This is a genomic window from Streptomyces sp. NPDC002446, from assembly GCF_053595675.1.
Genome location: NZ_JBSFYC010000064.1, coordinates 1 through 12,867, shown reverse-complemented (window position 1 = coordinate 12,867; position 12,867 = coordinate 1). Strand labels below are relative to the sequence as shown.

Genomic DNA, 12,867 nt, shown 5'->3' with positions numbered 1-12,867 from the left:
GGCACAGGCCGCGCGTTGCCCCTCCACAGTTCCTTCACGCAGCACGGGGTCGCAACACACGCTCCGTTACCGTCCGGCCCCGCCCCATCCGGGCAATCCCCCTGTTTCCCAACACCCGAACTCTATTCAATGATGCCTTCGATTCCCCGCGCCCGGACCGATCGCGCGTTCGTGTTCTTCGCCACGTCCCACGCATAGACCTCCAACGGGCGTCCGTGCGGGCCGCGCAGCCGGTGGACCGCCGCGAGCCAGCGCGAACTGAGCGCGGACATACGGGGGTTGATCTGGTCGGCAAAGCGCGCATAGCGCTCCAGTTTGTCCACATCTGGTGCCCCCAGAATTCCCGTACGCACCTGTGGCACAAGTTCATGCACCCTCTTCACGCTCGCCACGGAGAAACTCTGCACCACCAGCCGACTGCGCACATGGCCACGATCCAGCCAGCCCCGCGCCCGTAGTTCCCGGACGATCTGCGCCTCGATTCCGGGGTACTTCTGCGGGGCCTTGATCTCCAGCAAAAGGTGCTGCCCGTTGTGGTCCAGACGGCGTAGGAAGTCGCCCAGCGTCGGCACCCGCTCCCCCGCGAACCGCTTGCCGAACCAGCTCCCGGCGTCCAGCCGCGCGATCTCGGCGGCGGTGAAGTCCCCCACCCGCCACGGCGCCCGCCCCGGAAACACCTTCGCGGCGTCGGTCGTCCGCCGCAGCGTGGTGTCGTGCAGGACGATGAGCCGGCCGTCCTTGGTGCGCTGCACATCGTTCTCGACCCATATGAACCCGCGGCGGTGCGCGGCGTCCACGGCGGCCAGCGTGTTCTCCGGTGCGTAACGGGAGGCGCCGCGGTGGGCGATCACCTGCGCCGCAGCGGTACCGGGCCCGGCCCGCGCGGCCCGCGTCACCGCGACGTCCGCGTACTCCTCCGGCCCGGACGCCATCGCGGACGAGGACACCGCCGCCGTCACCAGATAGGCGATGCCGACGGCGGGGATCCGCAACGGTCTCCGAAGCATCCGGCAGCCTCCCGCTCACCCGTCCACGGGCCGGCCGGGCTGTCTGATCAACATGCCTGCCGCCCGGCGCGCCCGCCACGTGAGGGGTCCATCCGGGCGTGCACCGTCGCCAAGGTGCCCGATGTGCGGTAAGTAGTGTCCCGATGCCCGCCACCCCCAGTCCGCGCCCCGTCCTCCGCGCCTTCCGCCCCGGGGACGGTCCCTCGCTGCTGGCGGCCTGGTCCCGCAGCGCCCCGGACGATCCGATCAGCGCCGACCGTTTCCGCACGCTGATCCTGCTCGACCCCAATTTCGACCCCGAGGGTCTGCGGGTGGCCGAGTCCGGCGGCCGGATCGTGGGCGCCGCCTACGCGGTGCGCCGCCGCACCCCGCTGAGCGGGACCGATCTGGAGCCGGCGGACGGCTGGCTGCTGTTCTTCTTCGTCGAGCCGCCGCACCGCCGCGCGGGCCTCGGCCGCCGGCTGCTCACCGACGCCCTCGACTGGCTGCGCGGCCACGGCCGCACCCGGGTCGGCTTCGCCCCGTACACGCCCAACTATGTGCTGCCCGGCCTGGACCGGGCCGCGTACCCGGAGGCCGGCCGGCTGCTGGACCGGCTCGGCTTCCGGCTCCGCTACGAGGCCGCCGCGATGGACCGCAGCCTGGTCGGCTACCGCATGCCGGATGCGGTCCGGCGGCATGAGCAGGACCTGGCCGCGCGGGGGTTTCGCTTCGGCACACCGTCCGACGACGATCTGGTGGACCTGGTCCACCTGGCCGCCGAGGAGTTCAGCCCCGACTGGGCACGGGCGATCCGGCGGTGTCTGACCGGCGGCGCCCCTCTGGAGCGCATCGTCATCGCCCGTGCACCGGACGGGCGGCTGGCGGGCTGGGCGATGCACGGCGGGTACGACGGCACGCCCGAGCGGTTCGGCCCCTTCGGCGTACGCGAGGAGCTGCGCGGCGCCGGGCTGGGCAAGGTCCTGCTGCACCGGACGCTGGAGCGGATGCGGGCGCTCGGCGTCCACGGGGCGTGGTTCCTGTGGACGGGCGAAACGAGCCCGGCGGGGCGGCTGTACCGGGCGAGCGGTTTCGCCACGACCCGGACGTTCGAGGTGCTGGGGTGGGAGGCGCAGTGAGGCGGCGTACGTTCACGGCGGGCGCCGCGGGCGCCGGGGCCGCCCTGCTGGCCGCCGCGGGGTGCACGGAACCCGCCGGCGAGGCGTACGGGGACGACGACGGGGCCGGCCGCTCGGGCGCCCCCGTCACGCTGACCGTCCTGACGCACTACGGGAGCGAACCCCTCAGATCGGCGCTGCAATCGGCGGTCGACGCCTGGAACGCCACCCACCGGCAGGTGCGGGTACGCGCCATCGCGGTCAGGTTCGCCGATCTGCTGACGACGTACATGGTGCGGCAGGCCGCGGGCCAGGGCGCCGACATCCTCCACCCGTCCGGCCTGTGGACCGGCCAGCTGGTGCGGGCCGGTGTGCTGCGGCCGGCGCCGCCCCGGGCCGCGCGGCTGATCCGCCGGGAGTTCTCCCCGGCGGCCGTGGCCGCGTCGTCCGTGGACGGCACGGTCTACGGCTATCCCACGGAGGTGCAGACCTACGCCCTCTACTACAACCGGCGGCTGCTGCGGGCGGCCGGTGTCGCCGGGCCGCCGCGCACCTGGCGGGAACTGGAGGACACCGCGTACCGCACCGCCCGGCGGGACCGGCACGGCAACACCCTGGTGCAGGGCTTCGGGCTGTCGCGGGCCGACGATTCGACCGTCGTGGGACAGACGCTCGCCCTGCTGGCCGCGGGCGGCGGTGCGTTCCTGACGCCCGACGGCCGGCGGACCGCGCTCGGCTCGGCGGCCGGGCGGGAGGTACTCGGCCTGGAGCGCCGGCTGATCGACCGCGGCGCCGCCGACTCCGGCATCCCGGTCTTCAGGGCCTTTCCGTCCGGGCAGGTGGCGATGACGGTCAACGCGGGCTGGTGGACGTCGAGTCTGCGGACGGCGATGGGCGCGGACTACCGCGACGTCGGGGTGGCCCCGGTGCCGGGTCGCGCCCCGGGCGATCGCGGCACCCTGGCGACCGGCTTCCTGCTGGGCGTGAACACGAAGAGCAGGCATCCGCGGGAGGCCTGGGAGTTTCTGCACTGGCTCAACGCCGTACCGGTGCCCGGCGCGCGGCCGGCCGGGCGCTCCGGTCCGGCGGTCGCGGTGTCCAGGATGAGCGCGCTCCAGGTCGCGGTCGGTTCGATGACCGGCCGCGCGGACGACATGCGGGCGCTGCTGGGTGCCGGCTCCGGCGGCGGCCCCGGCGGCCGTCATCGCGGCGACCCGAACCTCGTCCCCTTCCTGGACGCGCTGCGCCACGCCGTCCCGCAGCCGAACGTCCCGCGCGCCCAGCAGGCCACCGCGCTGCTGCGCAAGAACATCGAGGAGATCTGGACGGGCCGCGCCTCGGTCGATGCCGCGCTGCGCACCCTCACCCGGCAGATCGACCGGGCACTCTCCCGGCCCTACTGAGCCCCATCGAGAGGTGATGCGCCATGGCCTCGGACCGGCTCTCCCCCGCCGGCGGTCCCGTCCGGGCGGCCCGCCGTCGGCAGACCGTCCTCGCCTTTCTGTTCCTGACGCCGACCCTGCTGTTCTTCGCGGTGTTCCTCGCGCTGCCGCTGCTGTTCGCCGTGCTGCTCGCGCACTCCCGCTGGGCCGGCTTCGACCTGGACGGGATCGACCCGGTCGGCCTGGCCAACTTCACCGACCTCTTCGCCCGGGGATCGACCTTTCTGACGCCCGTCCTCACCAATACGCTGCTGTACGCCCTCGGCACCGTGGCGATCGCGCTCTGCGCTGCGCTGACCCTCGCCCACTGCATCAACCAGCTGCGCTTCCAGGGCTTCTGGCGCACCCTCTACTTCCTGCCGATCGTGACGACGGTGGTCGCCGTCGGCAACGTATGGAAGTACATGTACGAACCGGGCGGGCTGGTCAACGGCCTGCTCAACGGCCTCGGCCTGGACTCCGTCGGCTTTCTCCAGAACCCCGGCACGGCGCTGCCGTCCATCGTCGTGGTGCAGGCCTGGGCGTCCGTCGGCTCCGCGATCCTCATTCTCACCGCGGGTCTGAAAGCGATCCCGGAGGTCTATTACGAGGCCGCGGAGCTGGACGGCGCCGGCCCGCGCACCGTCTTCCGGCGGATCACCCTGCCGCTGCTGCGGCCGTCCCTGCTCTTCGTGTGCCTCACCCAGTTCATCACCGGGCTGCAGTCGTTCGCGCTGATCAATGTGATGACGGGCGAGGGCGGACCGGGCGATGCGACCAATGTCGCGGCCCTGGAGATGTATCTGCAGGCGTTCAAGTACGGCGACTGGGGAATCGCCGCCGCGGCCGCTTTCGTGCTGTTTCTGGTCATCTCCGTGGTGGCGGTGCTGCAGCTGTGGCTGTTCCGCCGGAAGGGCGAGGGCTGATGAACGGATCCGGAACCTCCGCCGGCCGGCACCCCCGCCGTCGCCGCCGCCCCTGGGTCTCGTACGCCGTGGTGACCGCCGGGGCGGTCCTCACCGTGGTGCCGTTCCTCGACATGCTGCTGACGTCGTTCAAAGGGCCCGGCGAATACGGAAAGCTGCCCTACCGTTTCCTCCCCGAGGCCTTCGACCTCGGCAACTACCGTTCCGCGATCGTGCAGTTGGATCTCCCGCTGCTCTTCCGCAACAGCGTCGTCGCGACCGCGCTGATCACCGGTTCCACCCTTCTGACCTCCGCGCTCGCCGGTTACGCGCTGGCCAAACTGCGCTTCCCCGGCCGTGATCTGATCTTCCGCCTGGTCCTGTCGACGATGATGTTTCCGCCCTTCCTCTTCTTCATCCCGCACTTTCTGATCCTGGTGCACTGGCCGGGCGCCGGCGGCAACGATCTGCTCGGCCGCGGCGGCGCCGGACTCACCGTCAGCCTCGCCGCACTGGTCATGCCGTTCCTCGTCTCGGGCTTCGGCATCTTCCTGATGCGGCAGTTCATGGTCGCCATCCCGGACGAACTGCTGGAGGCGGCCCGCATCGACGGCGCCGGCGAATTCACCGTCTGGTGGCGCATCGTCCTGCCGCAGACCAAGCCGGTGGCCGTCACCCTCGTGCTGCTCACGTTCGTAGGGGCCTGGAACGAGTACATCTGGGCCCTGCTGATCTCCACCGCCAACCCGCGGCTGATGACGCTGCCGGTGGGGATCCAGATGCTGCAGAGCCATCTCGACCCCGACCGGATGGTGCCCGTCATGATGGCCGGGCTGGTGCTGAGCATCCTGCCGGTGCTGCTGCTCTTCCTGCTGCTGCAGCGGCACTACATCCGGGGCGTGATGCTCAGCGGCCTCAAGTGAGGCGACCGGGGCGGCGCCACGACTCGGCTTCGCCCGCCGGGAACACGGCGGGGAACCCGTGCGGCAGCGCGGGCGGCCGGCCGTCCTCCCGGCCCCATATGTAGATCACGTAACAGCAGTCGATGGAACGCTGTTACACGCCCGACAGATCACCGAGAAGCACCGCTCGTAGTTTCTGACGCGCCGACAGATCCACCTCGAACGGAATGAGAGCCATGACCAGCACCCTGCTGTCGAACCGGCGCACGAAGACGGCCATGGGGGCCGCCCTGGCCGGAGTTGCCGTCCTCGGCATCTTCGCCGGGGCCCAGGCGGCACAGGCGGCGACCCCCGCCCACAGCGGATCGCCCGCCACGAGCGTCGCCCGCACCGTCGGCACGCCCTACGTCATCAACCACTACGGGGAGGAGAACGCGGACCGGGGCCGCGCCGAGCGCAGCCCCGCGAACCTGGTGCTCTCCGAGTTCACCTCGATCGGCAAGGTCACCTGGAAGCAGTGGGGCGCCAAGAAGGCCGTCGGCACCGGCAAGGTGACCGGCACCTGGTGCCTGGACACCTGCCTCGAGCGGCCGTTGAAGGCCACCGTCACGCTCCTCGACCCCAAGACCGTGGACGGCAGGAAGGTCTTCACCGCCTTCGCCCTGAAGCTGTCCGACGCCCCCGGTACGTACGACTCCGAGGACCTTCGCGGCAAGCGTCCGCTGGCCACCGGCTGACCCGAACGCCCTTTGCGGAACAGGCCCATGGCCGTGACGACCGCCGCGCCGCCCACCGGCCGGCGCCGGAAGTCACCGCCTGGGCCTGCCCCTTGCCCGCCGCGCGATTACAACAGGCTTGTCATGATTCGACACATGACGCCCGAGTGGAGTGGAACGCCCGAGACGACTACTGCTAGTGTGCGCACGGTCACAGTAGGCAATCAGGCCTCTATGCACAGGTAACGAAGGGCCGTAGGTTCCATGCGCAAGCTTCAGCAGGTCGTGGTCGTCGCCGCAGCAGCAGCCGGCGGCCTCTCCGCCCTCGGTGCCGCCGCCGGCACCGCCCACGCACACGGCAGCAACGGGCCGCGGGTGAACGACATCTTCCGCCCGTACCAGGAGTGCAGTCCGCAGACCGTGCTCGACAACAACATCCCGATCGGCGTCCTCGCCGTCCCGCAGACCTTCGGCACCACCTGCGACCAGCACAACCACGCCTTCCACGGCTAAGCACGCCGGGGGCAGCGCTACGCGAAGCCGTCACGGGCTCTTCGGGGGTACTCCTCGGGGAGCCCGTTTTCGCGCCTCGGCCATACGGCGCGGCCGCACGGCTCGCGTGTCGGTGCGGCCGAACGGGTGATTTCCGCGCGAGACGCCCGCACCGCCCCCGTCCACCGAACTCCCCCACCCCACCCCGGGCGCGGAGCAGCCACCGAGCCACCCCTGCCCCGGGCGCACATAACACCCGGCGCGTCGCTGCGCAACTGTGGGACATTTCGTATTAACTTTCCGTAACTGTACGCAGTCGATCAACGACTGATCGCATCCGTTCAATTTTCCGGAGAAGAAATGCGCAAGTTTCACAAGGCTGCGGTCGTTGCCGCGGCTCTCGGCAGCATCGGCATCCTCGGCGCCGGCCCTGCCTTCGCCGACGGCGGGCACGGCGGCAAGGGCGGCGGCGACGCCTGGAACATCAAGCAGGGCAACTCCTGCCGCTCGCACGACCTGAACGTCGACGTCCTCGGCGAGGTCGGCATCCTCAACGGCGTACTGGGCAACGCGCTCAACGGCGAGGGCCCGGCGGGTGCCCAGTCCACCCCGATCGGCTCGTCCATGGGCTGCAACGACAGCATCGGCGGGCAGGGCGGCAAGTAACGGAATCGGGTCCCGGCGTCCGAGCCACCGGCCCGGCGCCGGGGCCCTTTCTCCCTCTCCTTCACGGCCCGGGCGCGGGCCGTTCGCGGTGTCTGGCGCCCGGGCACAATCACAAAGGAACGCAGCACATGTTCAGTAGGAAGAAGATCGCAGCTGTCTCGGCGCTCCTGGGCGGCCTCGCCCTCACCTTCGCCGGAGCCCACCAGGCTTACGCCGAAGGGCCCTTGGGCAACTGCGTCCGTGACATCACGGGCAACCTCTCCTGCGTCCAGAAGAACACCGGCTACACCAGCGCGGACGGCAGATACAGCCTCAAGCAGTCGCAGGACTGCCTGACGGCCCAGCCCCTGACGTGGCCCGCGCAAGGCCTGCTGAACACCGGGAACTCACGGGTCGGACCCAATGTGACCTGCTCCAACACGGCGCCCGCCCCCGGCGAGCACATCGAGGCCTGAGCCCCGGAAGCTGTGCGGCGGTCCTTCGGCGGATCGCGGAACACCCTCGCGAACGGTGGACGGCCCCACCGGGTTGATCCCGGTGGGGCCGTCCGCTCTGTGCGCAACGGGCGCGGCAGAAGGCCGCAAAGGGGCCCCGGCACCGGCCTTGCGGCTCGGACGCCGGGGCCCCTTCCGGTCCCTGGGCGACTACCGGGTGCTCAGGAGCCGTTGACGCAGCGCATCTTCGCGCCCAGGCTGGTGGGCTGCGCACCCGGGCTGCCCTCGCCGTTGAGCGCGTTGCCCAGCGTGCCGTTGAGCGCTCCGACCGAGCCGAGGACGTCGATGTTCATGTCGTGCGACCTGCACGAGGCACCCTGCTTGACGTCGACGTCGTGGGCACCCGCCTCGCCGTGGGCGTAGGCGGTACCGGCGCTGAGGGCGCCGACGCTGCCGAGGACGGCGCTCAGGACGGCAACCTTCTGAAGCTTGCGCATTTCTTCTCCGGAGATTGAGCGGATGCGATCTGAGTCTGCGTCAGATCGGTTCTTACGGGTACGGGAGCCCCACATGAATGCCCCGCACCGCGCGGACGGCATGGACCGGCCGGAACGGGCGGAGCGCCCCGCGGCGGGGCGCGGGTGGCACCCTGGGCCGCGGGGACGGCGAACAGTCCGATCGGGACGCCTGCTTCGGAGCGGCTCGCGCCGGCTCCGTCAGGCGGTCAGGACATACGGGGCAGGTCGACCTGTCCCAGCGGAGACGCCGCGAGCCGCCCGAGCCCGAAGGGGGAGACCTGCGGGACGTCCGGGGAGATCAGCGGGTTGATCAGCGGGTTCACCTGCGGGTTGACCTGGGGGTTGACCTGCGGGGCGGCGTGCGGGACGGACTGCGGGTGAACGACCTGCGGAACGTCGACCTTCGGGGCGACCTGCGGGGTGACCTGCGGAGCGGCCTGGGGGACCACCTGCGGGACGATCTGCGGGGTCGACTGCGCGGCCGGAGCCGGGGCGGACGCCTGCGGAGCGGCGTGCTGCTGCGGCGCGGCGTGCGTGACGGAAGCCTGCGACGAACCATGCGACGAGGCCCATGCGGTGGCGTGGTGGCCTTCGTGCTGCGGGGCGGCCTGGGGGGCGGGCGGCTCCGGAGCGGGGGCGGGAGCCGGCGGCGCAGCGGGCGCGGCCGGCTGCGGGGCGGGGGCCGGGGCGGCCTGCTGGGGAGCGGGAGCCGGCGGGGCGGGGGCCGGAGCGGGGGGCGCGGCCGGCTGCGGGGCGGGGGCCGGGGCAGGTGCCGGAGGCGCGTACGCCGGCTGCGGGGCCGGAGCGGGCGCCGGCGGAGCGTACGCCGGCTGCGGAGCGGGGGCGGGAGCCGGCGGAGCGTAGGCCGGCTGCGGGGCGGGGGCGGGAGCCGGAGGGGCGTACGCCGGAGCGGCGGCCGGCTGTGGAGCGGGAGCGGGAGCCGGAGCAGCCTGCGGGTAAGGGGGCGGGGCGGCGCCCGCGTACCCGGAGGAACCGTCGGCGTAGCTGACGCCGGCGCCGATGGCAGACAGACCGCCGGCCGCTGCGACGACGAGCATGACCTGCTGAAGCTTGCGCATGGAACCCTCGGCCCTTCATTACCTGTACATGGAAATCTGACTACTTATTGCTTGTGCGCTAACAGCGGCAATCCTGGGGTTTCACGCGCTGCGCACCCCCTGTCGGACCGCGGTGGGAAACTCCCGCAGGCCCGCGACGGCACTCGGTGCGCTGCCCTTCCACGCTCCTCGAAACCGACGGCGGCTCCCATCGCTCTCCTCCGATGCGCGTCAAACAACACTTCCGACGTGGTCACCGCCGACCACCCCGGTACGCAGGCAGGAGCGATTTCCGGCGGCGGCCCGCAGGCCCCTTTGCTGTTCTCTCCCAGGGGCAACGGCATTTGCCCGGACGCGGTCACGGGAACGGCTGCGCCGTCACCCGTTTGCCAGCGCGCGAATAGTCAGAAGGAGTTCATGGAGGGCTCCATGTACACGTTTCGAGAAGGGCCCCGAAACGCCGAATGGGTCCCGGCGTCCGAGTAGATGACTCGGACGCCGGGACCCACGTCGCTTGCTTACGTGACGCGACTCCCCGGTGATCAGAAAGCGCTGTTGTTGCAACCCATGGACGAGCCGAGCTTGGTCTCCTGCGCACCCGCGGGGCCCTCGCCGTTGAGCGCGTTGCCCAGCAGGCCGTTGAGGATGCCGACCTCGCCGAGGACATCGACGTTCAGGTCGTGCGAGCGGCAGGAGCTGCCCTGCTTGATGTCGAACTTGTTGCCGCCCTTGCCGCCGTCGGCGTAGGCGGTGCCGGCGCTGAGGAGGCCGATGCTACCGAGGGCGGCGACCACGACGGCAGCCTTCTGAAGCTTGCGCATTTCTTCTCCGGTGATTGAGCGGATGCGATCCGTAAGAGATTGACTTCTTACAGTTACGGAAGGCTAATAGGAAATATCCGCATATGAGCATCGACGCGCCGGATTGTACGACTGAAAGTTCGGAAGTACCCCCGCCTCCTGGGCAGTTCGGCCTCGCGACCTGCCGGAACGGGCGTCGGCACCGGTGGCGAACCACCTGTTCGGCCGCACCGCAAACGAAAGCGGGTCCTTCGGGGGGATCGCCCCCGAAGGACCCGCGGTCGGCATCGCGCGCGGCGGCCCCAACGGCCTTAGTGTGCGCTGGCGAAGGCGTTGGCCTGGGTGTTGGCCTGGGTGCAGGTGATGCCGGACGTCTGGGGCGCGGCGAGCACACCGATCGGCAGGTCGGCGTCGAGCAGCGTCTGCGGGCTGCACTCCTGGTACGGACGGAAGAGGTTGTTCTGCTCCCGCGGGCCGGACTGCGGCAGAACCTGCGAGACCACCGGGGAGAGCTGCGGGTTGAGCTGCGGGTTGACCTGCGGGGAGACCTCCGCAGGACGCTGCGGCTCGGCGGCCTGGGGGGCCTGCTGCTGCCCGCCGTGCGAGCCGGAGGCGTGCGAAGTGGCCTGCGAGGCGGACCACGTGGCGGCCTGGGGGGTGTCGGACTGCGGGACCGGGGGCGGCGCGGCACCGTTGTATGCCAGCGGAGCGTCGGCGAGGCTGATGCCGGCACCGATCGAGGTCAGACCGCCGGCCGCCGCGACGACGAGCGCGGCCTTCTTGAGCTTGCGCATGGAACCCTCGGCCCTTCATTGCCTGTACATGGAAATCTGACTACTTATTACTTTTCTGCGTGCACTAACAGTGGTAACCCCGGGCCTTCACACCCTGCGCACCCCCTGCTGGACCGCTCTCCCAAGGGCAACGGGAATTTCCCGGACCCGGTCACGGGAACTGCTGCGGGGTCACCCATTTGCCACGGTCGGGATATCGGGCTGCCGGGCGGGGAATTCAGCGCGTGAATATGGGGTCCGGTGGCTACCGGACCCCAGACTCACGCATGACGGAGTGACGGCCTCGGACGGCTGTCACCGCCTACGTTCAGCCGCGGGCGGCGGCGCGACGGCCCCGGCGGTAGAGCAGGATGCCGCCGAGGAGCAGCCCGGCACTGGCGCTGGCCGGAACCGCCAGGCTGACCCGCTCCGAACCGGTCTTCGCCAGCTGCGGGCGCACGGACGTCGCCTGCTGGTGCTGCTGCTGGTGCTGGTGCTCGTGGTGCCGCCCGGTCGTGGGCGCGGCGACCTGGGACACCGTCGAGCGGTGGTGGCGGTGCGCCGGCTTGTCGAGGTTGCCCTCCTGCTGCATGTGCTGCTTCTTCGACGAGTGGTGGTGGTGCTTCAGCGGCCCGTCGATGTTGGCGCAGCGGTTCCCGAAGGCGGGGTTGAGCAGACCGGCGATGTCCAGCGTGTTGCCGCAGATGTTGGCCGGGATGTGGATGGGCAGTTGAAGCAGGTTGCCGGACAGGATTCCGGGAGAACCCTTGGCGGTTCCGTGGGCGCCCGAGTCGGCGACGGTCGTGCCCGCGCCGGCGAGCAGCAGGCCGCCGGTAGCAGCCGAAGCGGCGATGACCTTCTTGATCACGTGACTCCTCCTTGACAGTGCGGTCACAGCCGCGGACCGCACAACACTCAACGAGACCGGAGGAGGAAGGCTACGAATCCGGCATTTCGATCACTCATTCAGCTTGGTGCATACGCTCACTCGGCTGACGAGTGACGCCAATTCGATTTTATGGAGATGTTTTTCTCGGCGGCGGCCGCCGGGGCGGCGGCGGTCGGCACCCAACTCCCGCCGCCAGTATGACAGTTCCGGTCGTACGCGCCCGCGGACGATGACCGCCGTGTCACATCAGGTCAGCTCGCGGCCGGTAAGGCCGTGCGGGGCGCGACGAAGAGCTTCGCGCCCCGCACGGCCACCGGGCCGACCCCGGTCAGCGCGGCCCCAGCAGCCCCAGCGGCAGACCGCCGAACTGCAGCCCGCCGATGTTGGAGGCGGCCCGCACGGGTTCGCCGAGGATGCCGGGGACACCCACGACGGGGCCGTCGGCATGGGCGGGGACGGAGAGGGCCCCGGCGAGAGCGAGGGCTCCCACAAGGGTGGCGAGTGCACGGCGCATAGCGGCTCCTGCTTCGTTTCGTGTCGTTGGCGTGCTGTGTGCACAGCGCACCATTCCACCCGCGCGGGGCGGGCTCCGACATCCACGCCAAGCGCTCACCTGATCGCACGAGGGCGGAAGGCAGGCGCCGGACACGGGCCCGCCGGGGCCCCGTTCGGCCCGCACGCGACCCGGCGCGTCGCTGCGCAACTTCGGGTTATTTGCTATTAGCCTCCATAACTGTACGAAGTTGGTACATAACAGATCGTATTCGTTCAATCCACCGGAGAAGAAATGCGCATGCTTCGCAAGGCTGCTGTCGTGGCCGCCGCCCTCGGCACCGTCGGCATCCTCGGTGCCGGAACCGCCTACGCCGACGGCGGCAAGGACAGCGGCGGCAGGATCGACATCAAGCAGGGCAGCTCCTGCCGGTCGCACGACACGAATGTCGATGTCCTCGGCGAGGTCGGGGTCGCGAACGGCCTGGCCGGCAACCTGGGCGGCGGCGAGGGCGACCCGGGCGCGCAGACCACCACGATGGGCTCGTCCATGGGCTGCAACAACAACGTCGGCAAGTAACGGGAACGGAAACGGGTCCCGGGCGAGCTGTCCGGAGTGCCGGGCGGGCTGGCACGTCAGCTCGTCGGCTTCTGTGTGGTCGGCGGGCTCAGCACCCTGCTCTATCTGGCCCTCTAC

Annotated in this window: 15 protein-coding genes and 1 pseudogene; 9 read left to right on the top strand and 7 right to left on the bottom strand. The window is 70.7% G+C overall.

Going from position 1 to position 12,867, the window contains the following annotated elements; all coding sequences use genetic code 11:
- Positions 1-122 precede the first annotated feature (122 nt).
- Positions 123-1,007, bottom strand: coding sequence for a glycerophosphodiester phosphodiesterase (locus tag ACWD6P_RS28615; RefSeq protein ID WP_451447055.1), 885 nt, complete (start codon positions 1,005-1,007; stop codon positions 123-125).
- 143 nt (positions 1,008-1,150) lie between these two features.
- Between ACWD6P_RS28615 and ACWD6P_RS28610 the strand changes: the two genes are divergently transcribed.
- The 8 genes from ACWD6P_RS28610 (at position 1,151) to ACWD6P_RS28575 (ending at position 7,661) form a co-directional block, all read left to right on the top strand.
- A complete protein-coding gene (locus ACWD6P_RS28610) occupies positions 1,151-2,125 on the top strand; it encodes a GNAT family N-acetyltransferase (protein ID WP_451447054.1) in 975 nt (324 codons plus the stop codon).
- Positions 2,122-3,507, top strand: coding sequence for an extracellular solute-binding protein (locus ACWD6P_RS28605; protein WP_451447053.1), 1,386 nt, complete (start codon positions 2,122-2,124; stop codon positions 3,505-3,507). Before ACWD6P_RS28610 ends, ACWD6P_RS28605 begins: the two co-directional genes overlap by 4 nt.
- Before the next feature lie 23 nt (positions 3,508-3,530).
- Positions 3,531-4,451, top strand: coding sequence for a carbohydrate ABC transporter permease (locus ACWD6P_RS28600; protein ID WP_451447052.1), 921 nt, complete (start codon positions 3,531-3,533; stop codon positions 4,449-4,451).
- The gene (locus tag ACWD6P_RS28595; protein WP_451447051.1) at positions 4,451-5,353 is read left to right on the top strand and encodes a carbohydrate ABC transporter permease; all 903 of its coding nucleotides are present in this window, start codon (positions 4,451-4,453) and stop codon (positions 5,351-5,353) included. The genes ACWD6P_RS28600 and ACWD6P_RS28595 overlap by 1 nt, the downstream gene beginning before the upstream one ends.
- A 215-nt stretch (positions 5,354-5,568) precedes the next feature.
- Positions 5,569-6,069 carry a hypothetical protein gene (locus ACWD6P_RS28590; protein ID WP_451447050.1) on the top strand — a complete coding sequence of 167 codons (501 nt, stop codon included), beginning with the start codon at positions 5,569-5,571 and terminating at the stop codon, positions 6,067-6,069.
- Between the two features lie 243 nt (positions 6,070-6,312).
- Entirely contained in the window at positions 6,313-6,561 is a 249-nt protein-coding gene (locus ACWD6P_RS28585) for a hypothetical protein (protein ID WP_451447049.1), read from the top strand.
- Positions 6,562-6,900: 339 nt separating this feature from the next.
- Positions 6,901-7,206, top strand: a complete 306-nt coding sequence (locus ACWD6P_RS28580; RefSeq protein WP_451447048.1) for a hypothetical protein — start codon at positions 6,901-6,903, stop codon at positions 7,204-7,206.
- A 128-nt stretch (positions 7,207-7,334) separates the two neighbouring features.
- Positions 7,335-7,661 (top strand): hypothetical protein, encoded by a 327-nt coding sequence (locus tag ACWD6P_RS28575; RefSeq protein ID WP_451447047.1) that lies wholly within the window; start codon positions 7,335-7,337, stop codon positions 7,659-7,661.
- 200 nt (positions 7,662-7,861) lie between these two features.
- Here ACWD6P_RS28575 and ACWD6P_RS28570 read toward each other — a convergent pair whose 3' ends face one another.
- The 6 genes and pseudogenes from ACWD6P_RS28570 to ACWD6P_RS28545 all read right to left on the bottom strand — a co-directional run bounded on the left by ACWD6P_RS28570 (position 7,862) and on the right by ACWD6P_RS28545 (position 12,192).
- Entirely contained in the window at positions 7,862-8,137 is a 276-nt protein-coding gene (locus ACWD6P_RS28570) for a hypothetical protein (RefSeq protein WP_451447046.1), read from the bottom strand.
- 227 nt (positions 8,138-8,364) lie between these two features.
- Complete coding sequence (locus ACWD6P_RS28565) at positions 8,365-9,237, bottom strand: hypothetical protein (protein ID WP_451447045.1); 873 nt, start codon at positions 9,235-9,237, stop codon at positions 8,365-8,367.
- A 521-nt stretch (positions 9,238-9,758) separates the two neighbouring features.
- Positions 9,759-10,037 carry a hypothetical protein gene (locus ACWD6P_RS28560; RefSeq protein ID WP_451447044.1) on the bottom strand — a complete coding sequence of 93 codons (279 nt, stop codon included), beginning with the start codon at positions 10,035-10,037 and terminating at the stop codon, positions 9,759-9,761.
- A 290-nt stretch (positions 10,038-10,327) separates the two neighbouring features.
- Positions 10,328-10,810, bottom strand: a complete 483-nt coding sequence (locus ACWD6P_RS28555) for a hypothetical protein (RefSeq protein ID WP_451447043.1) — start codon at positions 10,808-10,810, stop codon at positions 10,328-10,330.
- Between the two features lie 619 nt (positions 10,811-11,429).
- A pseudogene (locus ACWD6P_RS28550) lies at positions 11,430-11,657 on the bottom strand (chaplin); the annotation flags it as partial.
- Positions 11,658-12,006: 349 nt separating this feature from the next.
- Positions 12,007-12,192 carry a hypothetical protein gene (locus ACWD6P_RS28545; RefSeq protein ID WP_451447042.1) on the bottom strand — a complete coding sequence of 62 codons (186 nt, stop codon included), beginning with the start codon at positions 12,190-12,192 and terminating at the stop codon, positions 12,007-12,009.
- 273 nt (positions 12,193-12,465) lie between these two features.
- On the opposite strand from ACWD6P_RS28545, the gene ACWD6P_RS28540 reads away from it, so the two are divergent.
- Positions 12,466-12,750, top strand: a complete 285-nt coding sequence (locus ACWD6P_RS28540) for a hypothetical protein (protein ID WP_451447041.1) — start codon at positions 12,466-12,468, stop codon at positions 12,748-12,750.
- Positions 12,751-12,867 lie beyond the last annotated feature (117 nt).